Consider the following 25,483-nt stretch of genomic DNA (forward strand, 5'->3'; position numbering starts at 1 on the left):
CCGGTGTCAGGATCTTCTGCGTCGATGCTTCTGGCTGTGGATCGGTTGGCCGCGGCCGACGGGTCCGCCGCGGACGGCTGCCCGATTACTTGATCATGTAGATCGTGGCGAAGAGGCCGATCCAGACGACATCGACGAAGTGCCAGTAGTAGGACACGACGATGGCCGCGGTCGCCTGCTCGTGGGTGAACCTCCGGGCCGCGTAGGTACGGCCGAGGACCAGCAGGAAGGCGATGAGACCGCCCGTCACGTGCAGGCCGTGGAAGCCGGTGGTCAGGTAGAACACCGAGCCGTACGGGTCGGACGAGAGCGAGAGGCCCTCGTGCTTGACCAGCTCCGTGTACTCGAAGACCTGACCGCCGATGAAGATCGCACCCATGATGAAGGTCACGATGAACCACATCCTGAGCTTCTTCACGTCCCCGCGCTCGGCGGCGAACACGCCGAGCTGGCAGGTGAGCGAGGAGAGCACCAGGATCGTGGTGTTCGTCGCCGAGAACGGGAAGTTCAGGGTGCTGGCCTTCTCGTGCCAGAAATCGGCGCCGGTAACCGAACGCAGGGTGAAGTACATCGCGAAGAGGGCCGCGAAGAACATCAGCTCGGAACTCAACCAGATGATGGTTCCGACGCTGGTGAGGTTCGGCCGGTTGACCGCCGGGTGCGCGTGACCCTTGTCTACTGTCGTTGCTGTCGCCACGACCGACATTATGTCGGTCGCTTATCCCGCCCTCACTCCGGGGGGTCCCGTTCGGAGTGTCCGGGGGGTACGACCCGCTGTTGACGTGGTGTTCAAGGGAGTAGCATCCGCGCAACGGTGCTTGTCCGTACGACGCTGACGTCTCGGAGGAAGAATGCAGCCGACCGCCACGGTGCTGGTCTACAGCGACGACTCCAACACCCGCGAACAGGTGCGGTTGGCCACGGGCAGGCGGCCCGCTCCCGACGCCCCCCTGGTGGAGTTCGTGGAGTGTGCCACCCCGGGTGCCGTGATCAGGGAACTGGACAAGGGCGGGATCGACGTCTGCGTCCTGGACGGCGAGGCCGTGCCCATGGGGGGTATGGGGGTGTGCCGTCAGATCAAGGACGAGATCTTCGAGTGCCCGCCTGTGCTGTTGCTGATCGGGCGGCCTCAGGATGCGTGGCTGGCGACGTGGAGTCGGGCGGATGCGGCGGTGACGCTGCCGGTGGAGCCGGTGGAGTTCGCGGATGCTCTTGCTTCCTTGCTGCGGCGGCATGCTCTGAGCGCCTGAGAGCTCGGGTGCGTCTGTTGTAGGGCGGCTGCGGGCTCGTCGTGGCTCGTCGCGCAGTTCCCCGCGCCCCTGAAAAACCGCGCAGTTCCCCGCGCCCCTAGCAGGGGCGCGGGGAGGCTCGCGGTCAGATGGACTGGGGGCTCAGGCGGGCGCCCTCTTCACTGTGAGCCGGGGTTCCGGTGCCCAGCACGGCGCTGCCCTCGCGCCACTTCTCCCAGGGCAGGTTCCAGTCGCCGTAGCCGTTGCCGAAGGGGGCCATCGTGTCGCCGGCCGAGTTGACGACCTGGACGATGTCTCCCTCGCGCACGGTGTCGTAGAACCACTGCGCGTTGGCGGTGCTCATGCCGGTGCAGCCGTGGCTGACGTTGGCGTAGCCCTGGGAGCCGGTGGACCAGGGGGCGGCGTGGACGTACTCGCCGCTGTTGGTGACCCTGACCGAATGGTGGACGATCAGGTCGTAGAAGTCCGAGGCGCCGATGCTGGCGCTGGTCATCCGAACGGAGCCCTCCTTGGCGAGGATGACCTTGACGCCGTTGCGGGTCTCGTAGCCGGGCATGCCGGTGGTCACCGGGATCTCCTTGATGACCTCGCCGTTCTTGTAGACGGTCATCCGGTGTGAGGCGGCGTCCGTGACGGCGACGATGTTGTCGCCCGTGGTGAACTTGAGGGGCTTGGCCCGGCCGCCCCAGAGACGGTCACCGATCTTGATGCCGTTCAGGTTGCTGTGGACCTGGATCGTGGCGTGGATGGGCCAGTACTCCTTGGGGCGGTAGTGGAGCTTCTTGTCGTCCACCCAGTGCCAGGCGCCCTCGACGGCGGGCGTCGAGCGGACCTTCAGAGCGCGTTCCACGACGGCCCGGGACGCCTGGTCCCTGACCGGGGCGCTGAGTTCGGCGGTGACGGGCTGGCCGACGCCGTACGTGCCCGCCCTGGGGCCGAAGGTGACGTTCAGCCGCTTCTTGGTGGTGGGCCTGCCGGTGCGGAGGGTGAGGGTCTCGCGGCCGGGGGCGCCGTCGCCGTCCTCGGTGCTCACACGGACCTCGTAGCGGGCGCCCGCGGCCAGCGGGGACGTGCTGTGCCAGCGCCTGCCGTCTGCGGAGAGTTCGCCCGCGACGTAGCGTCCTGTGGCGTCCCTGGCCGTGACGTCGGTTATTCGCCCGTCGTCGTCGGCCGTTATCTCCAGGGGTTTGTCGGGGTCGGCCTTCCGGCCCTCGCCGGTGGGAGCGTTGAACGAGATCTGGTCCGCCGCGTCGTACGGATCGGCGGAGAGCGGGTGACCGCCCGAACAGGCGGCGACGGCCATGCCGAGGGTGAGCGCCGGCAGTGTACGCCGGACGACCGTGCGGTTTCGCGGAGTGTGGCTCATGGCCCTCACGCTAGGAACGGCCCTCGGCACCGGCGCGGTGAGTGGGCCGTACGGGGGAATCTCGCGTGGCAAACGAGGGAGCCCGGACCTCCTCGCGGAGTGTCCGGGCTCCCGTGCGCTTCAGGCCGTGTTACTGGTTCTGGTTCTCACCGCGGTAGTACTCGAAGACCCAGCCCCACAGGCCGATCATGATGATCGGGGCCGAGAAGTACAGCAGCCACCAGCCGAAGACGACGCCCATGAAGGCGAGCGCGCCACCGACGCCGAGCGCGAGCGGCTGCCAGCTGTGCGGGCTGAAGAAGCCCACCTCGCCGGCGTCGTCCGCGACGTCGGCCTCCTTGTTGTCCTGCGCGCCCACGTCAACCCGCCGGGCCGTGAAGGCCAGGTAGTAGCCGATCATGATGCACAGGCCGAAGGCGAGGAAGAGCGCCGTGGTGCCGGCCGGCTCCTTCGACCACACGCCATAGACGATCGCCATGGCGAGGACGAAGACGCTCAGCCAGATGAACATCTTGCCCTGGATCTTCACTTGCCGGCCTCCTTGCCGCTGCCCGCGAGCTCACCCGAGGCGGGGCTGCCGTGGCCGAGCTGCTCGAGCGCGGCGATCTCGGGGTGGTGCAGGTCGAACGCCGGGGATTCGCTGCGGATCCGCGGCATGGTGATGAAGTTGTGCCGCGGCGGCGGGCACGAGGTCGCCCACTCCAGCGAGCGGCCGTAACCCCACGGGTCGTCGACCTCGACCTTCTTGCCGTACTTGGCGGTCTTCCAGACGTTGTAGAAGAACGGCAGGATCGACAGGCCCAGGACGAAGGAGCTGATCGTCGAGATCGTGTTCAGCGCGGTGAAGCCGTCGGCCGCGAGGTAGTCCGCGTAACGGCGCGGCATGCCCTCGGCACCCAGCCAGTGCTGGACGAGGAACGTGCCGTGGAACCCGACGAACAGGGTCCAGAACGTGATCTTGCCGAGCCGCTCGTCCAGCATCTTGCCCGTCCACTTCGGCCACCAGAAGTGGAAGCCGGAGAACATCGCGAAGACGACGGTGCCGAACACCACGTAGTGGAAGTGCGCCACCACGAAGTACGAGTCGGAGACGTGGAAGTCCATCGGCGGCGAGGCCAGGATGACGCCGGTCAGACCACCGAAGGTGAAGGTGATCAGGAAGCCGACGGCCCAGAGCATCGGGGTCTCGAAGGACAGGCTGCCCTTCCACATGGTGCCGATCCAGTTGAAGAACTTCACACCGGTGGGCACCGCGATCAGGAAGGTCATGAACGAGAAGAACGGCAGGAGCACACCGCCGGTGACGTACATGTGGTGCGCCCACACCGTCACCGACAGACCCGCGATGGCGATGGTCGCGCCGATCAGGCCCATGTAGCCGAACATCGGCTTGCGGGAGAAGACCGGGATGACCTCACTGATGATGCCGAAGAACGGCAACGCGATGATGTACACCTCTGGATGGCCGAAGAACCAGAAGAGGTGTTGCCAGAGCAGGGCTCCGCCGTTGGCCGCGTCGAAGACATGGGCTCCGAACTTGCGGTCCGCCTCCAGGGCGAACAGCGCCGCCGCGAGGACGGGGAAGGCGAGCAGGACCAGGACCGCGGTCAGCAGCACGTTCCATGTGAAGATCGGCATGCGGAACATCGTCATGCCGGGTGCGCGCATGCAGATGATCGTGGTGATGAAGTTGACCGCGCCGAGGATGGTGCCGAAGCCGGAGAAGGCCAGACCCATGATCCACATGTCGGCGCCGATACCCGGCGAGCGGACCGCGTCCGAGAGCGGGCTGTAGGCGAACCAGCCGAAGTCGGCCGCGCCCTGCGGGGTGAGGAAGCCGCCCACCGCGATGAGCGAGCCGAACAGGTACAGCCAGTAGGCGAACATGTTCAGCCGCGGGAACGCCACGTCCGGCGCGCCGATCTGGAGCGGCATGATCCAGTTAGTGAAGCCGGCGAACAGCGGCGTCGCGAACATCAGCAGCATGATCGTGCCGTGCATCGTGAACGCCTGGTTGAACTGCTCGTTCGACATGATCTGCGTGCCCGGCCGGGCGAGCTCGGCGCGCATGAAGAGCGCCATCACGCCGCCGATGCAGAAGAACGCGAACGACGTCACCAGGTACAGCGTGCCGATCGTCTTGTGGTCCGTCGTGGTCAGCCACTTCACCACGACGTTGCCGGGCTGCCTGCGCCGTACCGGCAGCTCGCTCTGGTGTGTGCCCGCGGGTGCGGGAGCACCCTGGGGTTCGTTGATGATGCTCACAGCTGGGTCGTCTCCCGGTTCTTCTCGTTGCTCGTCTGCTCAATACCGGAGGGGACGTAACCGGTCTGGCCGTTCTCAGCGAGCTCCTTGAGGTGCTGCTCGTAGCGCTCCTGAGAGACGACCTTCACGTTGAAGAGCATCCGAGAGTGGTCGACGCCGCAGAGTTCGGCGCACTTGCCCAGGAAGGTGCCCTCGCGGTTGGGGGTCACCTGGAAGACATTGGTGTGGCCCGGGATGACGTCCTGCTTCATCAGGAACGGCACCACCCAGAAGGAGTGGATGACGTCACGCGAGGTGAGGACGAAGCGGACCGTCTTGCCCTCGGGGAGCCAGAGGGTCGGGCCGGGGTTGTCGGTCTGCGGGTTCCGCTCACCGGGGGTACCGCAGGTGTAGACGCCGCCCGCGTTCTCGGGGAACTGGTCCTTCCACTTCTGCGGGATCGCGTCCAGGTTCTTGTCGGTCTTCGCGTCACCGGTGGAACCGTCGACGTTCTCGATGTAGTTGAAGCACCAGCTCCACTGGAAGCCGACCACGTTGACCGTGACGTCGGGCTTCTTGGAGGTACTGAGGAGCTCCGACTCGTCGCGGGCGGTGAAGTAGAACAGCACCGAGACGATGATGAGCGGGACGACCGTGTACAGCGCCTCGATGGGCATGTTGTACCGGGTCTGCGGGGGAACCTCGACCTTGGTGCGGCTGCGCCGGTGGAACATGGCGCTCCACAGGATCAGGCCCCACACCAGCACGCCGACGGCGAGCGCAGCCGCCCAGGACCCCTGCCACAGGGAGAGGATCCGCGGAGCCTCTTCCGTGGTCGGGGTGGGCATACCAAGGCGGGGGAAGTCTTCCCAGTTGTACGAGCAACCGGTGGCTGTCGCCAGGACCAGGCCCGCAGTCAGTGCCTGCAGCAGCTTCCGCCGCATCGGGCGCCGCGGCGAGCGGTCGGAGCCGTTGGGACTCACGTAGCGCCTTCCCGAGAGTCTCGCCCGCGCTGTTGGCTGCGGCCTTCTCGCTGGTCCGGTCGCCGCCCTGCGTCGGGCAGGGGTTTGATGTTTATGCGGACCAAACCCTACTGGACGCCGTCCGGCGGTCTGCGGGGAGGGTGCCTAACGCGCCGCGGGTCACGCCGATGGGGTGGGTTGCCCGGCTGCGGGGTGTTTCTGGTGGGTGTTGGGGGCGCCCAAGGGCTCGGGGGTTTACCTTTCCACGGCGGCTGCGGGATGTTCGTGGCTTGTCGCGCAGTTCCCCGCGCCGCTCAAGAGGGGCGCTGCCCCTGGCCGGAGGATTAGCGTTGCTGTGTGGCTTACTTCGACGCTGCTTCTGCTGCTCCTCTGCATCCCGTTGCCCGGCAGGCTCTTCAGGCCTCTCTCGACGAAGGGTGGGCCGATCCCTCGCGGCTGTACCGGGAAGGGCGGCGGGCCCGATTGCTGCTGGACGCGGCGCGGGAGGCGGCTGCCGAGGCCGTGGGGTGCCGGGCGGACGAGTTGGTGTTCACCGCCTCCGGTACGCGGGCCGTGCACTCCGGGGTCGCGGGGGCGCTGGCGGGGCGTCGCCGGATCGGGGGGCACCTGATCGTGTCCGCGGTCGAGCACTCTTCCGTGTTGCACTCCGCTGAGGTGCACGAGGCGGGGGGCGGCACGGTGACGCGGGTGGCCGTGGACCGCTCCGGGGCCGTCACCGCGGACGCCTACGCCGCCGCCCTGCGGCCCGACACCGCCCTGGCCTGCCTTCAGTCGGCCAACCACGAAGTGGGGACGGAGCAGCCGGTGGGCGAGGTGGCGGCGGTGTGCCGGGAGGCCGGGGTGCCGTTGCTGGTCGACGCGGCGCAGTCGCTGGCGTGGGGGCCGGTGGAGGGTGAGTGGTCCTTGTTGACGGCGAGTGCCCACAAATGGGGCGGGCCGTCGGGCGTCGGGCTGCTCGCCGTACGGAAAGGGGTGCGGTTCGCGCCCCAGGGGCCGGTGGACGAGCGGGAGTCGGGGCGGGCGGCCGGGTTCGAGAACATCCCCGCGATCGTGGCGGCGGCGGCCTCCCTGCGCGCCGTACGTGCCGAGGCGGCCCAGGAGGCGGTACGGCTGCGGGAGTTGACCGAGAGGATCCGGGCACGGGTGCCGGGGTCGGTGCCGGACGTGGAGGTGGTGGGGGATCCGGTGCGCCGACTGCCGGGCATGGTCACCTTCTCCTGTCTCTATGTCGACGGAGAGACATTGCTGCACGAGCTGGACCGGGCCGGTTTCTCCGTCTCATCCGGTTCGTCCTGCACGAGCAGCACGCTGACGCCCAGCCATGTGCTGCGGGCGATGGGGGTGCTGAGCGAGGGCAACGTCCGGGTCTCGCTGCCGCCGGGCACCTCGGAGGAGGACGTCGAGCGGTTCCTCGACGTCCTGCCGGGTGCGGTGTCGGCGGTCCGCGAGAAGCTGGGTGCCCCGGCCGCGGCCCCCGCGGCGGCCGTACGGGAGGACGCCCTCGTCGTGGACTCGCTCGGCAAGCGCTGCCCGATCCCCGTCATCGAGCTGGCCAAGGCCATCGGGGACGTCCCGGTGGGCGGCACGGTCCGCGTGCTGTCGGACGACGAGGCCGCGCGGCTGGACATCCCGGCGTGGTGCGGGATGCGGGGGCAGGAGTACGTGGGTGAGGAGCCGGCGGAGCGAGGCTCGGCGTACGTGGTCCGCCGGCTGTCGTAGACCTCGGTCAGCTCAGGTGCGCCCGCACCTCGGAGGCGGCCTCCTCGCCGTAGGCCTTGGCGAAGCGCTCCATGAAGTGGGCGCGGCGCAGCTGGTACTCCTGGGTGCCCACCGTCTCGATGACGAGTGTGGCGAGCATGCAGCCGACCTGGGCCGCGCGCTCCAGGGAGACACCCCAGGCGAGTCCTGAGAGGAAGCCCGCGCGGAAGGCGTCGCCGACACCCGTCGGGTCGGCCTTGCGCTCCTCGTCCGGGCAGCCGACCTCGATCGGCGTCTCGCCGGCCCGCTCGACCCGCACGCCCTGCGCGCCGAGGGTGGTCACGCGGTGGCCGACCCTGGAGAGGATCTCGGCGTCGGTCCAGCCCGTCTTGGACTCGATGAGCCCCTTCTCGTACTCGTTGGAGAAGAGGTACGTCGCGCCGTCCAGCAGTATGCGGATCTCCTCGCCGTCCATGCGGGCGATCTGCTGGGAGAAGTCGGCGGCGAAGGGGATGCCCCGGGAGCGGCACTCCTCGGTGTGCCGCAGCATCGCCTCGGGGTCGTCGGCGCCGATGGAGACGAGGTCGAGGCCGCCGACGCGGTCCGCGACGGTCTTCAGCTCGATCAGGCGGGCCTCGCTCATGGCGCCGGTGTAGAAGGAGCCGATCTGGTTGTGGTCGGCGTCCGTGGTGCACACGAAGCGGGCCGTGTGCAGCGTCTCGGAGATGTGCACGGAGGCCGTGTCGACGCCGTGCCGGTCCAGCCAGGCGCGGTACTCGTCGAAGTCCTCGCCCGCCGCGCCGACCAGGATCGGCCTCGTGCCCAGCTGACCCATGCCGAAGGCGATGTTCGCGCCGACTCCTCCCCTGCGGACGTCGAGCTTGTCGACCAGGAAGGAGAGGGAGACCGTGTGCAGCTGATCCGCGACCAGTTGGTCCGCGAACCGGCCGGGGAAGGTCATGAGGTGGTCGTTGGCGATGGAGCCGGTGACTGCGATACGCACGGCTAGGACACGCTCCTGCGACGGGAAGGGTATTGACAGTTCACGCTATCGGGTCACCTCCCGCGCTGCAGCAGCACAGGGACAGGAAAAACTACCCGATAGTAGGGCTTTTTCCGTGGCTCTGGCGGTGCATACGGTTCCGCTATGACGAACCACCAGGACTTCGAGGTCCACAGTCAAGTCCCGCTCGACCCGGAGGGCGGTCTGGCGGCGTTGCGCGGCGACTGCGCCAGGATGGTGCCGCACTGGGCGGCGCCCGACCGGAACGTTGCCCTCCCCGTGTCCCCGTCACTCATCCACGGGGTGAAGGTGCCTCCGGCGTCGTCCCGTCTCGTGGACGCGATGTCCGACTACGGCGACTGAGTTCGCCACTGCCGCCCCGAACCCGTTCGGCGCCCTCGATTGGGTACTCGTTGACCAAGAGGGCGCCTGAACGGGGAACCGCGCGCTCCCCCGCCGCGTCCCATCGCTGTCCCCCGTAGAGGGGATTCGGAATACGACCCTTCCGTGCCCCTCCTTCCTGGCAGGACCGGGTCACCAGGGACAGCTGTGGAGCTGAAGGAGCGATGCGGTGAGCACCGAGCGACCCGACAACGACGCGACCGAGCCGGCCGGGGGCGCCGGGCCGGCCGACGCCACCGAGCGGACCGAGGGCGCCGAGGACATCCAGGGCACCGCGCGTGCCGAGCGGACCGAGGACATCCAGGGCACCGCGCGTGCCGAGCGGACCGAGGGCGCCGAGGGGACTGAGCGCGCGACTGAGCGCGCCGAACGTGCCGAGAGCGCCGAAGCCGCTGACGGTGGGGTCGCTGATACCGAGAGCGCGGCCCGCACCGACAGCGCCGCACGGGCTGACGAGGCCGACGGTGCCCTGAGCGCGGACGAAGCCGACAGCGGCAGCGCCGTGAGCCCTCAGAGCCCCCAAAGCCCTGAGAAGTCCTCGCCCACCGAAGCCGCCGAAGCCGCGTCCCACACCGTCGAGCGCGGCGAGGCCGAGACCAAGGCCCGGCGCGGACGTTCCTCCGTGCTCGTCGCCTCCGTGGCGGCCGCGGTCCTTCTCGTCGGAGGCGGCGGTGCCTACCTCGCCACGAGCGCCACCGGCGGTTCCGGCGGCGGCAGCGACTCCGGCGCTCCGGCAGCCGATCGCACTCCCCCGCCGCTGGCCCTCGACGGCTACACAGAGGGCGGTACGAACGGCATCGCCCCCGGCGAGCCCAACCCCAACGGCGTGACCTACCGCGCCGGCGGCGACCTGCCCGACGGCCCGGACTCCGCGCCCGTGTACCGGGTGGCCGGCGAGGTGACCTCGGCCGAGGTGGCCCGGCTCGCGAAGGCCCTCGGCGTCGAGGGGACTCCCACGGTCCAGGGCGACACCTGGAAGGTGGGCGGTGAGAAGGACAGCTCCGGCCCGAGCCTCCAGGTGAACAGGGACGCCCCGGGCACGTGGACCTTCAGCCGGAACGCGCCCGGCACGGACAACTGCCAGAAGGCCGACGTCTGCGCCTCGGGCAGCGCGGCCGGGGGTGACCCGGTCAGCGAGGCCGTGGCGAAGAAGGCGGCCGCCCCGGTGCTGAAGGCCGTCGGCCAGGACGCGGCCAAGCTGGACTCCACCCAGGTCGCGGGCGCCGTCAGGACGGTGAACGCCGATCCCGAGGCCGGCGGTCTCCCCACGTACGGCTGGACGACCGGCATCCAGGTCGGCGCCGACGGTCAGGTGGTCGGCGGAAGCGGCAACGTGAAGGTGCCGGCCAAGGGTGACACGTACCCCGTGATCGGCGCGGAGAAGGCGCTGGACCTGATGAACGGGTCGGGGCAGGGCACCGGCGGCGGCCGCAAGGGCCCGGGCGGCTGCGCCAGCCCCGTACCGCTGAAGGACAAGGACGAGGCGCCGTGCGCTCCGGCGACCGCGGCGCCGGAGTCGGGGTCGGTCACCGTCGAGAACGCCGTGTTCGGGCTGGCCGCGCGCTTCACGGAGGGCGAGCCGGTGCTGGTGCCGTCCTGGCTGTTCCAGGTACGGCCGGAGGGGGCCGGCACGAGCTTCACCGTGACGCACCCGGCCGTCGACCCCGCCTACCTGACCACGCCCGAGCCGCCGTCGGCCACGCCGTCGCCGCTCGACCCGGGTGAGCCCTCGGGCTCGGCGCCCAAGAAGCGCGACGTCAGGGTCGAGGGCTACACGGCGCGGGGCAAGGAGCTGACCGTGAGCTTCTGGGGCGGGGCGTGCGGTGAGTACTCGGCCTCGGCGGACGAGGAGAACGGTGAGGTGACGGTCACGGTGACGGAGAAGCCGTCCGGCAAGGTCTGCATCATGATCGCGAAGGCCATGGAGCGCACGGTCCAGCTGGAGGAGCCGCTCGGCGACCGGGAGGTCGTGGGGACGAACGGCGAGGAGGTCCCTGAGGGAAGCCTCGCCGACCGGGCCCCGAGCGCCAGGTAGCTCACCGGTCGCCCGGCAGTTCAGCGGTTGCGCACGCGAAGGCGGCGTCCCCCCCGAGGGGGGACGCCGCCTTCGCGTGCGCTTGGTGCGCGTCGCGTGCGCCGAACGGGTGGGCGGCTCAGCTGAAGGAGTCGCCGCAGGCGCAGGAGCCCGTCGCGTTCGGGTTGTCGATCGTGAAGCCCTGCTTCTCGATGGTGTCGACGAAGTCGATGGAGGCACCGCCCAGGTAGGGAGCGCTCATGCGGTCGGTGACGACCTTGACCCCGCCGAAGTCCTTCACGACGTCGCCGTCGAGGGAACGCTCGTCGAAGAAGAGCTGGTAGCGCAGACCGGAGCAGCCGCCGGGCTGGACGGCGACGCGCAGCGCCAGATCGTCACGGCCTTCCTGGTCGAGCAGGGCCTTGACCTTCGCCGCGGCGGCGTCGGACAGGATGATGCCGTCGGTGACGGTGGTGGACTCGTCCGATACGGACATCTACATCTCTCCCGGGTTGTACGGAGACTGCTTTGCCGACGGGTGCAACCGCCGGGGCCGCGGATTCATTCCGGGCCGGGCGGATTCCCTTCGCCTCTCCCTTCATGCTCGCACATGGGCCGTGAAGCGGGCAGCGCCCTGTGGACGGGCGTCGCGGTGGTCGTCGCCAGGGGCGTCGTCCGCGGCCGCCGGGATTCACGTCACATCGACGCTATGGGCATCGTCAAAGTGACGTGAAGCGGTTATCATAGATAACGTCAATTCGACGAAAAGCCGTTTACGGTGTCCCGCATGTCCCGCCGGTCCGGAGCCCCGGGCCGGCGAGCCGCAGAACAGAAAGGGTGCGTGCCGTGACCACCGCCCAGACCCAGGAGCTCGACGTACAGCCGACGCCCCTCGCCCTGCTGCTGCTCGGCCGTGAGGCCGACCCCAGGAGCGAGCGCGGTGTCGAGTGCCCCGGCGACCTGCCCTCCCCCTCCGACCCCGGCCTGGTGGAGCGCGCCCGCGCGGCCAAGGCGAAGCTCGGCGACAAGGTCTTCGTGCTCGGCCACCACTACCAGCGCGACGAGGTCATCCAGTTCGCCGACGTCACGGGCGACTCCTTCAAGCTGGCCCGGGACGCGGCGGCGCGCCCGGAGGCGGAGTGCATCGTGTTCTGCGGTGTGCACTTCATGGCGGAGTCCGCGGACATCCTCACGTCCGACGACCAGAAGGTGGTCCTCCCCGACCTGGCCGCCGGCTGCTCGATGGCCGACATGGCGACGGCCGAGCAGGTCGCCGAGTGCTGGGACGTACTGACGGAGGCAGGGATCGCCGAGCAGGTCGTACCCGTCTCGTACATGAACTCCTCGGCGGACATCAAGGCGTTCACGGGGAAGCACGGCGGCACGATCTGCACGTCCTCGAACGCCAAGCGGGCCCTGGAGTGGGCCTTCCAGCAGGGCGAGAAGGTGCTCTTCCTCCCGGACCAGCACCTCGGCCGCAACACGGCGGTCCGTGACATGGGGATGTCGCTGGACGACTGCGTGGTCTACAACCCGCACAAGCCGGGTGGCGGCGTGAGCGTCGAGCAGCTCCGCGCGGCGAAGATGATCCTCTGGCGGGGCCACTGCTCGGTGCACGGCCGCTTCAGCCTCGACTCGGTGAACGACGTGCGGGCGCGCATTCCCGGCGTGAACGTCCTGGTGCACCCCGAGTGCAAGCACGAGGTCGTGGCCGCGGCGGACTACGTCGGATCGACCGAGTACATCATCAAGGCCCTGGAGGCCGCTCCCGCGGGCTCCAAGTGGGCGATCGGTACGGAGCTGAACCTCGTCCGGCGGCTGGCGAATCGTTTCGCGCCCGAGGGCAAGGAGATCGTGTTCCTCGACAAGACGGTGTGCTTCTGCTCGACCATGAACCGCATCGACCTGCCGCACCTTGTCTGGGCACTGGAGTCCCTGGCCGAGGGCAAGCTCGTCAACCGCATCGAGGTCGACAAGGAGACGGAGGCGTTCGCGAAGCTGGCACTGGAGCGGATGCTGGCGCTGCCGTAACCCTCCTGTGCGGTGCGCTCACCCCGAGGAGGACTTCTGCTCGGGGTGAGCCGGATCGAGGCTGAAGACGGTGCCGTCCGGAGTGCTCGCGATCAGCGCGCCGCCGTACGGCAGCACTGCGGACTTGACCGTGTCGCTGCTCGCGAGCCGCTCGGCGTGCGTGCCCGTCTCCCACAGCAGCGTGCCCTCGCGGGCGTCGAGGGCCGCGACCCGGCCGCTGGGGCTGGCCAGGTACAGGGTGCGGGCACGGGCGTCGTACGTGGGCCGGCCCGAGCCCTCGACGCCGGTCCGGGTCTGCCACAGCTGTTTGCCGGTCAGCGGGGACACGGCGGTCACCTGGCCGTCGGCCCCGGTGATCCACAGGGTGCCGGCGGCCAGCCGCACCGAGCCGTCGTAGGTCTTCTTCAGTTTCATCGTCGTGCTCTCGCCGTTGTCCGGGTCGAGGAGCCAGATCTCCCCGAACTTCAGGTCCTCGGGGCGCGCCGGGCCGGTGTCGCCCCCGACCACGAAGGCCACCAGGCCCTCGACGGTGCCGAGCAGGCTGCTGGTGTGCGGGGTCTTCACCCGCCGGAGCACCGATCCGTCGGCCTTGTCCAGCTCCAGGAGCACGGCGCCCTGGGTCTCGTCGTCCGGGAAGCAGTGCGCGTACAGGCGGGAGCCGGCCGTCACGAACTGGCAGTAGTCGTCGGAGGGCAGCTGCATGGTCCAGCGGTCGGTGCCGGTGCGCGGGGAACGGGCCGTCACCAGCCGACCGCTGGGGTCGGGGGTCAGGACGAGGTCGCCGGACAGGCCCAGGTCGACGCTCGTGTCGTGAATCTTGCGGGTCCACAGCTGCTCGCCGCTCTCGGCGTCGAGGGCGACGATGCTGACCGGGCCGTTCTCGGAGCCCTCGTAGACGGCCTGCCGGATGAGCACCGCGCCGTCCCGCACGCCGAGGAGCGTGAAGTTGTTCAGCGTCGCGGCGGCGTCGGCGGACGCGATGGAGGAGCGCCAGACGGTTTTACCGGTACGGCCGTCCAGCCGTACCGGAAGGATGGCGTTGCCCGCGCAGTAGACCGCGTTCTCGTACCTCTGGCAGGTGGCGTCGCCCGGGTCCGAGCTGTCCTTCGCCGGCGCGTTGACCTCGCCTCGCTGTGCCGTCTTGAACAGCGTCGTCTGCCAGGGCTGCCAGCCGGTGGGTGCCGCCGCCCAGCGGGAGGCCGCAGCCGAGGTGTTCGTCGCCTGGGGGCTGTCCGCGAATTCCGGCCCGAACTGTAGGTAGCACAGAAGACCCAGGGCCACCGCGCCCACCGTGCCGGCCGCGGCCGGCAGCGGGCGGACGCGACGGCCGCGCACCCGCCCGGTCCGTGGAGGTCGTGTGGTCGCCGCCGGGCCGGCCCCGGTGTGGGTCTCCTCGATGGTTCGCAGCCCGTCCCTGCGGAGCGTCATGGTGGCCGGGTCGGACGGGTCCGGTTCGGGCAGGGCCGCCGCGAACTCCTTCTCCAGTTCGTCGAGTTCGGGCCGGTCGGCGGCCTCCTTGGTCAGGCAGCGCTCCAGGACCGCGCGCAGCGGGTCCGGTACGCCGTCCAGCACGGGCGCCTCGTGGACGACCCGGAAGGCGGTCATATAGGGGCTGTCGGTGTCGAAGGGCCCGCGCCCGGTGGCGGAGAACGCCAACAGCGCCCCGAGCGAGAAGACGTCCGAGGCGGGGCCGACCGTGCGGGCGTCGGTGAACTGCTCCGGGGACATGAAGGGCGGGGTGCCGATCATCTGGCCGGTCTCGGTGAGGGTCTTGTGGTTCTCGGCCGCGCGCGAGATGCCGAAGTCGATGACGCGGGGGCCGTCCTCGGCCATCAGGACGTTGGCGGGCTTGAGGTCCCGGTGCACGACTCCCGCCCGGTGGATGTCCCGCAGCGCCTCCACCAACCCCAGGGCCAGCCGCCGCAGTTCGGCGCCCTTGAGGGCACCGTGGTCGCGGATCCGCTCGGCGAGGGAACTGGCGGGAACGTACTGGGTCGCCATCCAGGGCCGTGTCGCCTCCGCGTCGGCGTCCACGACCGGCGCGGTAAAGGCGCCGCTCACCTTGCGGACGGCCTCGATCTCCTGCCGGAAGCGGGCGCGGAAGACCTCGTCCTGCGCGTACTGGGCGTGTACGACCTTGACGGCGACGTCACGGCCCGAGCGCGATCTGCCCCAGTAGACGACACCCATGCCGCCCGACCCGAGCCGGTCGACCAGCTTGTACCCGCCGACCGACTTCGGGTCGTCCCTGTGCAGTGGCACGCCGGATTTCCCTCCCGCGGAGTGCAGTTCGAGGCCACAGGATACGGAACGGCACAACAGGAGCGGCCGGGCCCCCGAACCTCATGGTTCGGGGGCCCGGCCGCCGGTGGAGGGACGGTCACACCGACGCGGGCTCGGGTTCGTCCGAGGACGGGTCCGCGGCCGGCTGCTCGGGCAGGCCCGCCTTCTTCGCCCGCTTCGCCGCCTTCTTCTTCGCGCGGCGCTCTTTGCGGAGTTCGACCATCGCGTAGAGCGTCGGGACGAGCAGCAGGGTCAGCAGCGTCGACGTGATCAGGCCTCCGATCACCACCACCGCCAGCGGCTGGGCGATGAAGCCGCCCTCGCCGGTGACGCCGAGCGCCATCGGGAGCAGGGCGAAGATCGTCGCCAGGGCCGTCATCAGGATCGGGCGCAGCCGGTGGCGGCCGCCCTCGACGACCGCCTCGACGACGCCGTAACCCTGCCTGCGGTACTGGTTGATGAGGTCGATCAGGACGATCGCGTTCGTCACCACGATGCCGATCAGCATCAGCATGCCGATCATCGCGGGGACGCCCATCGGGGTGCCCGTGGCGACGAGCAGTCCGAGCGCGCCGGTCGCCGCGAAGGGGATGGAGACCAGCAGGATCAGGGGCTGGACCAGGGAGCGGAACGTCGCGACCAGGAGCATGAAAACGATCGCGATCGCCGCCAGCATCGCCAGGCCCAGGTTCGCGAACGCCTCGTCCTGGTCCTGGGAGACGCCGCCGATCTCGGCCGTGGCACCCTCGGGAAGCTTCAGCGCGCTCAGCTTGGTCGTGAGGTCCGCGCTCACCGCGCCCGTGTTGTCGCCCGTCGGCTTCGCCGTGATGGTGGCCGCGCGCTGACCGTCGATGCGGGTCATCGAGACCGGGCCGTCCACCAGCTTCACGTCCGCGATGTCGCCCAGCTTCACCGCACCCAGGCGGAGGGCCTTCAGCTCACTCAGGGTGTCCGCCGGCTTCGCCGACCTCACCACGATGTCCCGCTCGGTGTCGTCCAGGATCGCCCGGCCGCTCGTCGTGCCGCGTACCGCCTGGGCGACGGCCGCGCCGAGCGTGCTCTCGTCGAAGCCGGCCGCGGCCGCCTTGTCGTTGGCGCGTACGGAGATCCGCGGCACGCTCTGCGCCAGGTCGCTCGTGACGTCCGTGACGTCGTCGAGCTTCGCGACCTCGTCGCGGACCTCGTCGGCGGCCTCGCGCAGCACGTCGGCGTCGGCGGCCTTCACGACCACACTCAGGTCCTGGTTGCCGAAGCCGTCGCCGGCCGCGATCGTCGTCGTACCGATACCGGAGAGCTCCCCGAGCCCCTTCTCGATACGTTCCTGGACGGCCTCGGCCGAGGCCGAGTCCTCCAGCATGACCGTGTACGACGCCTGGTTGGTGTCCGTACCGCCGCCGAAGGCCGCGAGGAAGCCGGACGAGCCGATGGTGACCTGGTAGTCCTTGACGCCGTCGACGCCCGCGAGTATCTTCTCGACCTTCTTCGCCGCCTCGTCCGTCGCCGCCAGGCTGGTGCCCGGCTTCAACTCCTGCTTGACGGTGAGGACTTCCTGCTCGCCCTGGTCGAAGAAGTTCGTCTTCAGCAGCGGGGCCATGCCGAAGGTGCCGATCAGGACGACGACCGCGATCGCCACGCTCGTCAGACGGCGGCGGGTCGCGAAGCGCAGCACCGGCACGTACAGACGCTGGAGCCGGCTCCTCGCCTCCTTCTCCTCGGCCTTGCGGCGGGCCTCCTCGGCGTCCTCGGGGGTGCCCTTCGGGGCCCGCAGGAACCAGTACGACAGCACCGGCACGACCGTCAGCGACACCACCAGGGAGGCGAGCAGCGCCGCCGTCACCGTCAGGGAGAACGAGCCGAACAGCTCGCCCACCATGCCGCCGGTCAGGCCGATCGGGAGGAAGACCGCGACCGTGGTCAGCGTCGAGGACGTGACCGCGCCCGCGACCTCCCGCACCGCCTTGAGGATCGACTCCTGCCGCTCCTCGCCGTAGCCGAGGTGGCGCTTGATGTTCTCCAGGACCACGATCGAGTCGTCGACGACCCGGCCGATGGCGATCGTGAGCGCGCCGAGCGTGAGCATGTTCAGCGACAGGTCGCGGGTCCACAGGACGATCAGGGCCAGGACGACGGAGAGCGGGATGCTGACCGCCGTCACCAGCGTCGAGCGGATCGACGCGAGGAAGACCAGGATGACGAGGACCGCGAAGACGAGGCCCAGCGCGCCCTCGGTCGTCAGGCCCTCGATGGACTTGGCGACCGCCGGGCCCTGGTCGCTGACGACGGTGACCGTCGCCCCCGAGCCGAGGTCCTCGCGCATGCCGGGCAGCGCGTCCTCGACGGCGTCCGAGATGGCGACCGCGCTGCCGTCGCGGTCCATGGTGACGCTCACGGCGAGGCTCGGCTTGCCGTCGGTACGCGTGATGGAGTCGGCGCGGGCCTCCTGCTCCTCGACGGCGGCGACGTCACCGAGGCGCACGGGCTTCTTCGCGGCGCCGGACGCGCCCGGCGCCGCCTGACCGGTGACCATCAGGTCCTCGATCTGCTTCAGCGAGGTGTAGCCACCGCCGACCTGGACGGTGCGGTTGGCGCCGTCCTCGTCGAACGAGCCGGCCGGGACGGTGGCGCCGCCCGCCTGGAGGGCCTGGCCGAGCGCGGCCGGCGTGAGGCCGGCCTCGGCGAGCTTCTTGTCGTCGGGTGTGACGGTGACCTGCAGGTCCCGTACGCCGTCGACCGTCACCTGGCCGACGCCGTCGATGGCCTTCAGGTCGGGTACGACGGTCCGGTCGAGCTGGTCGGCGAGGGCCTGCTGGTCCTGGCCGGAACCGGAGCTGACGGCGAGGACGACGGTCGGGATGTCGTCCGTCGAACCGGCGACGACCTGCGGGTCGACGTCGTCCGGGAGTTGGACGCGGGCCCGGTTCACGGCCTGCTGGACGTTGGCGACCAGCTGGTCGGTGCCCTTGCCGTAGTCGAAGGAGGCCATGATCAGGGCGTTGCCCTCACTGGCCGTGGAGGTGACGCCCGTGATGCCGTCGACCGCTTCGAGGCTGTCCTCGATGGGTTCGACGACCTGCTTCTCGACCACGTCGGGCGAGGCGCCCTGGTACGGCGCGAGGACGGACACCATGGGAAGTTCGATGGTGGGCAGCAGCTGCTGCTTGAGCTGGGGTATCGCGATCGCCCCGAAGGCGAGCGCGATGATCGACATCAGGCCGATCAGGGCCCGTTGTGCGAGGCTGAATCGTGACAGCCAGGACATGGGTCAGGGTTCTCTCTTCTGTGAGCGGCAGAAGCGGGCGCGCGGGCACACTCGAAGCGCGCGGCACGGCGAAGCACACGGGCGCCTGTGAAGCACATGTGAGCGCCCGCCCTTACACCCTGGGCCATGGCAGGGCCCGCACTCGTAGGCCCCAGGTCCATTTCCTTATACGGCGCATACTCCGGCCGCAGTACGCCCCGGTGGAGTTCACTCCACCCTTGGGCGTACGAGCCCGGACTCGTACGCGATCACCACGAGTTGGGCGCGGTCGCGGGCGCCGAGCTTGGCCATGGCCCGGTTGACGTGCGTCTTCACGGTCAGCGGGCTCACTTCGAGCCGTTCGGCGATCTCGTCGTTGGAGTGCCCGCCCGCGACCTGCACGAGGACCTCGCGCTCCCGGACGGTCAGGGTGCCGAGCCGCTCGGAGCGGGCGGGGTCGCGTCCGTCGTCGTCCGCGCCGTCCCCCTGGGCGAGGAACCTGGCGATGAGCCCCTTCGTGGCGGCCGGCGACAGCAGTGCGTCGCCGCTGGCCGCGATGCGGATCGCGTTCAGCAGTTCCTCGGGCTCGGAGCCCTTGCCGAGGAAGCCGGAGGCGCCCGCGCGCAGCGACTGCACCACGTACTCGTCGACCTCGAACGTCGTCAGCATGACCACGCGGACGTGGGCGAGCGCGGGGTCGGCCGTGATGAGCCGGGTCGCGGCGAGCCCGTCGGTGCCCGGCATGCGGATGTCCATCAGCACCACGTCGGCCCGCTCCTCGCGCGCGAGTTCCACGGCCTCCGCCCCGTCCGAGGCCTCCCCCACGACCTCCATGTCCGGCTCGGAGTCGACGAGCACACGGAAGGCGCTGCGCAGGAGCGCCTGGTCGTCGGCGAGCAGGACGCGGATGGTCATGTGGTGTTCCCCCGGTCGGTAACAGCTGGGTCGGTCGTACGGGCCTGTCGGCGGCGGTCACGCGAGGTCCTCGGCCGGAGCGGCGGTACGGCTCTTGACCGGCAGGATCGCATGGACGCGGAAGCCGCCCCCGTAGCGGGGACCCGCGGTGCAGCTGCCGCCGAGTGCGGTGACGCGTTCGCGCATGCCGAGGAGGCCGTGGCCGCCACCGCCGTCGTGCTCCCTGGGGCCGGTGTTCTCCCCGCTGCCGTTGTCGAGCACGGTGACTTCGAGGTTCGGCCCCACGCGTACGACGCTGACCTCGGCCTTCGCTTCGGGGCCCGCGTGTTTCCGGACGTTGGTGAGGGCCTCCTGGATGACCCGGTACGCGGCGAGGTCGACGGCGGCGGGGAGGGCGGTGCCGTGGTCGGCGCGGGCGACCTCGACGGGCAGGCCCGCGTTGCGGAAGGTGCCGGCGAGTTCGTCGAGCCGGTTCAGGCCTGGGGCGGGTTCGGTGGGCGCCTCGGGGTCGCCGGACTGCCTCAGCAGCCCGACCGTCGCGCGGAGCTCGTTGAGCGCGGAGCGGCTGGCCTCGCGGACGTGGGCGAGGGCTTCCTTCGCCTGGTCGGGCCGCTTGTCCATGACATGGGCGGCGACCCCGGCCTGGACGTTGACGAGGGCGATGTGGTGGGCGACGACGTCGTGCAGGTCGCGGGCGATGCGGAGGCGTTCCTCGGCGACTCGGCGGCGGGCCTCCTCCTCGCGGGTGCGCTCGGCGCGTTCGGCGCGTTCCCTGATGGCGTGGACGAAGTCGCGGCGGCTGCGTACGGCGTCTCCGGCCGCGGCGGCCATGCCGGTCCAGGCGAAGATGCCGAGGTTCTCCTGCTCGTACCAGGGCAGGGGGCCGGCGAGCATGGCCGTGCCGGTCAGGACGGTCATGGTGAGCAGGCCGACACGCCAGGTGGTGGGGCGGTCGGTGGCGGAGGCGACCGTGTAGAGGGCGATGACGGCGGACATCGCGACGGGGGCGCGGGGGTCGCCGCTCACGAGCTCCAGGAGAGAGAAGCCGGCGGTGGCCACCAGGACGGCCCTGGGGGCGCGGCGGCGGAGGACGAGGGCGGCCGCGGCCAGCGTCATCAGGGTGACGCCGAGGGCGTCCGGGGTGCGGGCGCCCCACTTCGCCCCGTGCGCTTCGTTCGGGTCGACGAAGGACCCGGCCAGCATGCAGGCCAGCACGGCGGTCGCCAGGGCGGCGTCCAGCGCCAGGGGGTGCGCTTTGAGCCACTGGCGGGATCGGAGGAGGGTGCTCACGCTTTCAAACGGTACGGGGGCCCTGCCGGGGGCGGAACGGGGGCGGGGGGTTGGGGTGCGTGGGTTGGAGTGCGTGGGTTGGTGCGGGTGGGGCGTGGCTGGTCGCGCAGTTCCCCGCGCCCCTGAAAAACGACGCGCAGTTCCCCGCACCCCTCAAACGCACCGTTCCCCGCGCCCCCCGATGCGCAGTTCCCCGCGCCCCTTATGGGGCGCCCCTCACCATCCAGCCCCTCCGGCGTTTGAGGAGCGGGGTCCGGGGCGGAGCCCCGGAGATGGGACGGGTAGGGGCGTCGGGGGCGAGAAAACCCGGGGCGGCAGGAGCCGTGGGGGCGGCCCCGGACTCAGACCGCCCCCGGGATCAAGCCGTCGTCGCTCAGGAGCTCGCGCACCTCGTCCAGGGTCGCGTCCGGGGCCGGGAGGATGAGTCCGGAGGGCTCCAGGGCGTCGTCCGGCAGTGGAGTGCCCAGTTCGCGGACCTTGTCCAGGAGCGAGTGGAGGGTGCGGCGGAAGCCGGGACCGTCGCCGCTCTCCATCTCCACGAGCAGTTCGTCGTCGAGCTTGTCGAGTTCGGTGAGGTGGCTGTCGTCCAGCCTCACCTGCCCCTCCCCCATGATCCGTACGATCATGTCGCCCTCCTCAGGCGTGGGACGCGGACCGTCAGCCGGTCACTGCTTGTCGAAGCGCGGGGTGTCCTGCTGCTGGGACTGCGACTGCTGGGAGGCGTTCCCCGTACCGGTACCGCCCTCGATCGCCTGCTGCTGCGAGGACGAGCCGCCCGCCAGCTCCGCCTTCATGCGCTGCAGCTCCAGCTCCACATCCGTACCACCGGAGAGCCGGTCCAGCTCGGCCTGGATGTCGTCCTTGGCCATGCCGGAGGGGTCGTCCAGGGCACCCGAGGCGAGCAGTTCGTCGATCGCGCCCGCCCGCGCCTGGAGCTGGGCCGTCTTGTCCTCGGCCCGCTGGATGGCCAGGCCCACGTCGCCCATCTCCTCGGAGATGCCGGAGAAGGCCTCGCCGATCCGGGTCTGCGCCTGGGCAGCCGTGTACGTCGCCTTGATGGTTTCCTTCTTGGTGCGGAAGGCGTCCACCTTGGCCTGGAGGCGCTGGGCCGCCAAGGTGAGCTTCTCCTCCTCGCCCTGCAACGTCTGGTGCTGCGTCTCCAGGTCCGTCACCTGCTGCTGGAGCGCGGCACGGCGCGACAACGCCTCACGGGCCAGGTCCTCGCGGCCCAGCGCGAGCGCCTTGCGGCCCTGGTCCTCCAGCTTGGACGACTGGGACTGGAGCTGGTTCAGCTGCAGTTCAAGGCGCTTGCGCGAGGTCGCGACGTCGGCGACACCGCGGCGCACCTTCTGCAGCAGCTCCAGCTGCTTCTGGTACGAGTAATCGAGGGTTTCGCGCGGGTCCTCGGCCCGGTCAAGGGCCTTGTTCGCCTTCGCGCGGAAGATCATCCCCATACGCTTCATGACACCGCTCATGGGCTTCGCGCGCCCCCTTCTGACGGACTCCAGCTCCAGCTCCTGCGACAGAACCCACAGTACGGGCCCTGCTTCCATTACCGCACTGTTCGGGGACGGATGCGCTCCTCCCCAAGGACGACTGCGTACGGCACTGCTCCGGCGTAGGGAGTAGGTGGCTCCCGGGGTTGTGTACGGGACGGGTCCCGGAATTCCTCAGGCTCCCTGGGGGCGGGCCGTCGCCGGCCTTCCCTTTCAGGCCACTCTGTCCCCCTACATGACGAGCGGTGTTGCCGGATCGTTCCCCGCCCGGCTGGGGTCCATGCCAGGAAACCCCGTACCCTTGGGTTTCGTGTTCCGTAGCCGTGCGAAGAGCGAGAAGGACGCGGTCACCGACAAGGTGCCCGTGAACGACTCCCAGCAGCCCCGTGACCCGCAGGCCCCCAAGGGCAGGCCCACGCCCAAGCGCAGTGAGGCCCAGGCCCAGCGCCGCAGCGTCGCCAACACGCCGACGACGCGCAAGGAGGCGGCCAAGCGTGCCCGCGACGAGCGTCGCGCCGCGCTGGAGAAGCAGCGCCAGGCGCTGGCGGGCGGTGACGAGCGCTACCTGCCCGTGCGCGACAAGGGCCCCGTCCGGAAGTTCGCACGGGACTTTGTGGACTCGCGGTTCTCCATCGCGGAGTTCTTCCTGCCGCTGGCCGTGATCATCCTCGTGCTGAGCATGGTGCGGGTGGCGTCGCTGCAGAACATCGCGCTGCTGCTGTGGCTGTTCGTGATCGTGCTGATCGTGGTCGACTCGTTCTGGATCGCCTTCCGTCTGAAGAAGCAGCTGAGCGAGCGCTTCCCCGACGAGAACAGGCGCGGCGCCGTCGCCTACGCGCTGATGCGCACCCTCCAGATGCGTCGCCTCCGGCTGCCGAAGCCGCAGGTCAAGCGCGGAGAGCGGCCCTGAGCACGACGTCTTTCTCCGAGGGCGCGGACGCCTGGCTCAGCAAGGTGGGCGGGCTGCGTGACGTCGTACGGCAGGAGCTGGTGGCCCGGCAGCTCGACGAGCAGATAGCCGGGCGGTTCCCCGTCGGTCAGCGGCTGCGGGTGCTCGACGTCGGCATGGGCCAGGGCACCCAGGCTCTGCGGCTGGCCCGCGCCGGGCACAAGGTGACCGGGGTCGAGCAGGACGCGAAGATGCTCGCCGTGGCCCGCGAGGCCCTCTCCGGTGAACCCGAGGGGATACGGAGCCGGGTCCGGCTGGTCGAGGGCGACGGCCGGGACACGGGGGTGCACTTCCTGCCGGGCAGCTTCGATGTGGTGCTGTGCCACGGGGTGCTGATGTACCTGGAGGACCCGGACGCGCTGCTGGCGGGCCTGGCCCGGATGCTCGCCCCCGGGGGGCTCCTGTCCCTCCTCGTACGGAACGGGGACGCGCTCGCCATGCGGCCCGGCCTGGCCGGCGACTGGGCGACCGCGCTGGCCTCCTTCGACACCACCGCGTACCGGAACCGCCTGGGCCTCGACGTGCGCGCCGACCGCCTCGACGCCCTCACGTCGACCCTCGCGGGCATCGGTGCCCCGCTCCACGCCTGGTACGGCGTCCGGGTCTTCACGGACCTCGCCGTGGACGACGCCCCCGTCCCCCAGGACATGGACGCGCTGCTGGCGGCGGAGGAACGGGCCGGACGGACGGACCCGTACCGCGCGGTCGCCGCTCTGCTGCATCTGTGCGGGGTACGGGGCTAGCGCCGTACCCCGGGGCCCGTTCGGGTGCCCACCGGGAGCCGGGGGCCGGAGCCGACGTGAGACTCGGGACATGGACGTTCTCCGTGCCCGTGACGCCCTCCCCGATCGCCTCCCCCATCGCCTCCGTGTCCGCTCCCGCACCCTCCAGACGTTGCTTCCCGTGGTCGTCCTCGCCGCTGTCTCCGGTCCGCTCTCCGGGTGCTCCGGTGACGGGGTGCCGGGCGCCACGGACAGGTCCACCACCGCCCGGGTGGCCGTCCCCGCGCAGCCGGACGACCTGCAGGACGCCTACCGGGAGGTGGTCAGGGACGTGCTGCCCTCCGTCGTCCAGATCCGGGCACGCGACGATCTGGGGTCGGGAGTCGTCTACGACGACGAAGGGCACATCGTCACGAACGCGCATGTCGTGGGGGACGAGCGGACGTTCCGGGTGACGATCGCCAACAGCGAGACCGAACTGGACGCGACGCTCGTGTCCTCGTACCCGCAGCAGGACCTCGCCGTGGTGAAGCTGGACCGGGTGCCGGACGGGCTCAGGGCGGCCCGGTTCGGGGACTCCGGCAAGGTCGAGGTGGGGCAGATCGTCCTCGCCATGGGCTCACCGCTCGGGCTGTCCTCCAGCGTGACCGAGGGGATCGTCTCGGCGACCGGGCGGACCGTGACCGAGGGGAGTACCGACGGGGGGACGAGCGCGACCATCGCGAACATGGTGCAGACGTCCGCCGCCATCAACCCGGGCAACAGCGGCGGCGCCCTCGTCGGCCTCGACGGCCTGGTGATCGGCATCCCCACGCTCGCCGCCGTCGACCCGGGCCTGGGCGGCGACGCGGCGCCCGGGATCGGTTTCGCCATCCCCGCGTCGACGGTGACGAGGATCGCCGGCCAGATCGTGAGGGACGGCCGGGTCACCGACTCGGGCCGGGCCGCGCTCGGCATCACGGGCCGTACGGTCGTCGGCGACGACCTGCGCCCCGACGGGGTCGCCGTCGTCGAGGTCAGGGACGACGGCGCGGCCGACCGCGCGGGCATCGAGCCCGGAGACATCATCACCCGGTTGGGCGACACGGACATCACCACGACAACGTCCCTCTCCGAGGCCCTGGCAACCGAAGAGCCGGGCGACCGCACGACGGTCACGTACACGAGGAACGGAAACAGCGAGACGGTCGCCGTAACGCTGGGCGAGCTGTGAAGCGCTCCCGCCGGGGCGCGGGGAACGGCACGTTTCAGGGGGCGCGAGGAACTGCGCATTCTTTCCAGGGGCGCGGGGAACCGCGCGATCACTTCAGGGCGCGGGGAACCGCGCGACAAGCCACGACGGACCCGCAGCCGACAGCCCACAGTCCCCCACCCGGCCAAACCGACGGAGTCACTCCGCGTGCAGGCTCATCGGCCCATAGACCTGCGTCGTGTCCTCGAACAGCCGGACCTGGTCCGCTCCCCCCTCGACAAGGGCCTTCCAGTGCTCACCGATCCAGGACTCGGCATCCCCCTGCGTGGTGAAGTCGTCCGGCTGCACAGAGGGCTGGACCTCCGCCCCGTCGGCCTTCTCGAACCGCCACGTCCATGCCGCCATGT

The 25,483-nt window shown here is 70.3% G+C and carries 22 protein-coding genes; 8 read left to right on the plus strand and 14 right to left on the minus strand.

What is annotated here, in order from left to right; translation table 11 throughout:
- Positions 1-85: 85 nt before the first annotated feature.
- Complete coding sequence (gene ctaE / locus ACZ49J_RS12590; protein WP_152775167.1) at positions 86-706, minus strand: aa3-type cytochrome oxidase subunit III; 621 nt, start codon at positions 704-706, stop codon at positions 86-88.
- A 145-nt stretch (positions 707-851) separates the two neighbouring features.
- On the opposite strand from ctaE, the gene ACZ49J_RS12595 reads away from it, so the two are divergent.
- Positions 852-1,250, plus strand: a complete 399-nt coding sequence (locus ACZ49J_RS12595) for a response regulator (RefSeq protein WP_467451504.1) — start codon at positions 852-854, stop codon at positions 1,248-1,250.
- A gap of 124 nt (positions 1,251-1,374) precedes the next feature.
- Here the strand turns inward: ACZ49J_RS12595 and ACZ49J_RS12600 are convergent, their stop codons facing one another.
- The 4 genes from ACZ49J_RS12600 to ctaC all read right to left on the minus strand — a co-directional run bounded on the left by ACZ49J_RS12600 (position 1,375) and on the right by ctaC (position 5,843).
- Positions 1,375-2,616, minus strand: a complete 1,242-nt coding sequence (locus ACZ49J_RS12600; protein WP_467451505.1) for a L,D-transpeptidase — start codon at positions 2,614-2,616, stop codon at positions 1,375-1,377.
- A 130-nt stretch (positions 2,617-2,746) separates the two neighbouring features.
- A complete protein-coding gene (locus tag ACZ49J_RS12605; RefSeq protein WP_467451506.1) occupies positions 2,747-3,145 on the minus strand; it encodes a cytochrome c oxidase subunit 4 in 399 nt (132 codons plus the stop codon).
- Positions 3,142-4,881: an aa3-type cytochrome oxidase subunit I gene (ctaD, locus tag ACZ49J_RS12610; protein WP_467451507.1), complete on the minus strand. Its 1,740-nt coding sequence runs from the start codon at positions 4,879-4,881 to the stop codon at positions 3,142-3,144. Before ctaD ends, ACZ49J_RS12605 begins: the two co-directional genes overlap by 4 nt.
- Positions 4,878-5,843: an aa3-type cytochrome oxidase subunit II gene (gene ctaC / locus ACZ49J_RS12615; protein ID WP_467451508.1), complete on the minus strand. Its 966-nt coding sequence runs from the start codon at positions 5,841-5,843 to the stop codon at positions 4,878-4,880. Before ctaC ends, ctaD begins: the two co-directional genes overlap by 4 nt.
- Before the next feature lie 336 nt (positions 5,844-6,179).
- Between ctaC and ACZ49J_RS12620 the strand changes: the two genes are divergently transcribed.
- Positions 6,180-7,562, plus strand: a complete 1,383-nt coding sequence (locus ACZ49J_RS12620; RefSeq protein ID WP_467451509.1) for an aminotransferase class V-fold PLP-dependent enzyme — start codon at positions 6,180-6,182, stop codon at positions 7,560-7,562.
- Between the two features lie 7 nt (positions 7,563-7,569).
- Here the strand turns inward: ACZ49J_RS12620 and ACZ49J_RS12625 are convergent, their stop codons facing one another.
- Positions 7,570-8,544 (minus strand): carbohydrate kinase family protein, encoded by a 975-nt coding sequence (locus ACZ49J_RS12625; RefSeq protein WP_467451510.1) that lies wholly within the window; start codon positions 8,542-8,544, stop codon positions 7,570-7,572.
- A 144-nt stretch (positions 8,545-8,688) separates the two neighbouring features.
- On the opposite strand from ACZ49J_RS12625, the gene ACZ49J_RS12630 reads away from it, so the two are divergent.
- Together ACZ49J_RS12630 and ACZ49J_RS12635 are read left to right on the plus strand one after the other, a co-directional pair.
- Positions 8,689-8,907 (plus strand): hypothetical protein, encoded by a 219-nt coding sequence (locus tag ACZ49J_RS12630; protein ID WP_467451511.1) that lies wholly within the window; start codon positions 8,689-8,691, stop codon positions 8,905-8,907.
- Between the two features lie 208 nt (positions 8,908-9,115).
- Positions 9,116-10,981 (plus strand): hypothetical protein, encoded by a 1,866-nt coding sequence (locus ACZ49J_RS12635; protein WP_467451512.1) that lies wholly within the window; start codon positions 9,116-9,118, stop codon positions 10,979-10,981.
- A 118-nt stretch (positions 10,982-11,099) separates the two neighbouring features.
- Here ACZ49J_RS12635 and ACZ49J_RS12640 read toward each other — a convergent pair whose 3' ends face one another.
- Positions 11,100-11,456 carry an iron-sulfur cluster assembly accessory protein gene (locus ACZ49J_RS12640; RefSeq protein WP_467451513.1) on the minus strand — a complete coding sequence of 119 codons (357 nt, stop codon included), beginning with the start codon at positions 11,454-11,456 and terminating at the stop codon, positions 11,100-11,102.
- Positions 11,457-11,806: 350 nt separating this feature from the next.
- Between ACZ49J_RS12640 and nadA the strand changes: the two genes are divergently transcribed.
- Positions 11,807-12,991, plus strand: a complete 1,185-nt coding sequence (gene nadA, locus ACZ49J_RS12645; RefSeq protein WP_467451514.1) for a quinolinate synthase NadA — start codon at positions 11,807-11,809, stop codon at positions 12,989-12,991.
- Positions 12,992-13,009: 18 nt separating this feature from the next.
- Here the strand turns inward: nadA and ACZ49J_RS12650 are convergent, their stop codons facing one another.
- The 6 genes from ACZ49J_RS12650 to ACZ49J_RS12675 all read right to left on the minus strand — a co-directional run bounded on the left by ACZ49J_RS12650 (position 13,010) and on the right by ACZ49J_RS12675 (position 22,192).
- The gene (locus ACZ49J_RS12650; protein ID WP_467451515.1) at positions 13,010-15,253 is read right to left on the minus strand and encodes a protein kinase domain-containing protein; all 2,244 of its coding nucleotides are present in this window, start codon (positions 15,251-15,253) and stop codon (positions 13,010-13,012) included.
- Positions 15,254-15,371: 118 nt separating this feature from the next.
- Positions 15,372-18,533 carry an efflux RND transporter permease subunit gene (locus tag ACZ49J_RS12655; RefSeq protein ID WP_467451516.1) on the minus strand — a complete coding sequence of 1,054 codons (3,162 nt, stop codon included), beginning with the start codon at positions 18,531-18,533 and terminating at the stop codon, positions 15,372-15,374.
- 207 nt (positions 18,534-18,740) lie between these two features.
- On the minus strand, positions 18,741-19,427 hold the full coding sequence (locus ACZ49J_RS12660) for a response regulator transcription factor (protein WP_467451517.1): 687 nt from the start codon (positions 19,425-19,427) through the stop codon (positions 18,741-18,743).
- Positions 19,428-19,484: 57 nt separating this feature from the next.
- Positions 19,485-20,717, minus strand: coding sequence for a sensor histidine kinase (locus ACZ49J_RS12665; protein ID WP_467451518.1), 1,233 nt, complete (start codon positions 20,715-20,717; stop codon positions 19,485-19,487).
- A gap of 341 nt (positions 20,718-21,058) precedes the next feature.
- Positions 21,059-21,343, minus strand: a complete 285-nt coding sequence (gene pspAA / locus ACZ49J_RS12670) for a PspA-associated protein PspAA (RefSeq protein WP_467451519.1) — start codon at positions 21,341-21,343, stop codon at positions 21,059-21,061.
- Positions 21,344-21,382: 39 nt separating this feature from the next.
- On the minus strand, positions 21,383-22,192 hold the full coding sequence (locus ACZ49J_RS12675; protein ID WP_467451520.1) for a PspA/IM30 family protein: 810 nt from the start codon (positions 22,190-22,192) through the stop codon (positions 21,383-21,385).
- Between the two features lie 256 nt (positions 22,193-22,448).
- Here ACZ49J_RS12675 and ACZ49J_RS12680 point away from each other — a divergent pair, with 256 nt between their 5' ends.
- The 3 genes from ACZ49J_RS12680 (at position 22,449) to ACZ49J_RS12690 (ending at position 25,097) form a co-directional block, all read left to right on the plus strand.
- The gene (locus tag ACZ49J_RS12680) at positions 22,449-23,123 is read left to right on the plus strand and encodes a DUF3043 domain-containing protein (protein WP_467451521.1); all 675 of its coding nucleotides are present in this window, start codon (positions 22,449-22,451) and stop codon (positions 23,121-23,123) included.
- A gap of 80 nt (positions 23,124-23,203) precedes the next feature.
- Positions 23,204-23,905, plus strand: coding sequence for a class I SAM-dependent methyltransferase (locus tag ACZ49J_RS12685; RefSeq protein ID WP_467451577.1), 702 nt, complete (start codon positions 23,204-23,206; stop codon positions 23,903-23,905).
- A gap of 70 nt (positions 23,906-23,975) precedes the next feature.
- Positions 23,976-25,097 carry a S1C family serine protease gene (locus tag ACZ49J_RS12690; protein ID WP_467451522.1) on the plus strand — a complete coding sequence of 374 codons (1,122 nt, stop codon included), beginning with the start codon at positions 23,976-23,978 and terminating at the stop codon, positions 25,095-25,097.
- A gap of 177 nt (positions 25,098-25,274) precedes the next feature.
- Here ACZ49J_RS12690 and ACZ49J_RS12695 read toward each other — a convergent pair whose 3' ends face one another.
- Complete coding sequence (locus ACZ49J_RS12695; protein WP_467451523.1) at positions 25,275-25,481, minus strand: hypothetical protein; 207 nt, start codon at positions 25,479-25,481, stop codon at positions 25,275-25,277.
- Positions 25,482-25,483: the final 2 nt, after the last annotated feature.

It is taken from the genome of Streptomyces sp. NPDC030840 (assembly GCF_055572015.1).

Bases quoted from the DNA above. Each gene is read 5' to 3' on its own strand.
- pspAA (WP_467451519.1), bottom strand. From the start codon at position 21,343: ATGATCGTACGGATCATGGGGGAGGGGCAGGTGAGGCTGGACGACAGC.
- ACZ49J_RS12630 (WP_467451511.1), top strand. From the start codon at position 8,689: ATGACGAACCACCAGGACTTCGAGGTCCACAGTCAAGTCCCGCTCGAC.
- ACZ49J_RS12680 (WP_467451521.1), top strand. From the start codon at position 22,449: ATGACGAGCGGTGTTGCCGGATCGTTCCCCGCCCGGCTGGGGTCCATG.
- ACZ49J_RS12660 (WP_467451517.1), bottom strand. From the start codon at position 19,427: ATGACCATCCGCGTCCTGCTCGCCGACGACCAGGCGCTCCTGCGCAGC.
- ACZ49J_RS12595 (WP_467451504.1), top strand. From the start codon at position 852: ATGCAGCCGACCGCCACGGTGCTGGTCTACAGCGACGACTCCAACACC.
- ACZ49J_RS12675 (WP_467451520.1), bottom strand. From the start codon at position 22,192: ATGAGCGGTGTCATGAAGCGTATGGGGATGATCTTCCGCGCGAAGGCG.
- ACZ49J_RS12655 (WP_467451516.1), bottom strand. From the start codon at position 18,533: ATGTCCTGGCTGTCACGATTCAGCCTCGCACAACGGGCCCTGATCGGC.
- ACZ49J_RS12640 (WP_467451513.1), bottom strand. From the start codon at position 11,456: ATGTCCGTATCGGACGAGTCCACCACCGTCACCGACGGCATCATCCTG.
- ACZ49J_RS12600 (WP_467451505.1), bottom strand. From the start codon at position 2,616: ATGAGCCACACTCCGCGAAACCGCACGGTCGTCCGGCGTACACTGCCG.
- ACZ49J_RS12695 (WP_467451523.1), bottom strand. From the start codon at position 25,481: ATGGCGGCATGGACGTGGCGGTTCGAGAAGGCCGACGGGGCGGAGGTC.
- ACZ49J_RS12690 (WP_467451522.1), top strand. From the start codon at position 23,976: ATGGACGTTCTCCGTGCCCGTGACGCCCTCCCCGATCGCCTCCCCCAT.
- ctaE (WP_152775167.1), bottom strand. From the start codon at position 706: ATGTCGGTCGTGGCGACAGCAACGACAGTAGACAAGGGTCACGCGCAC.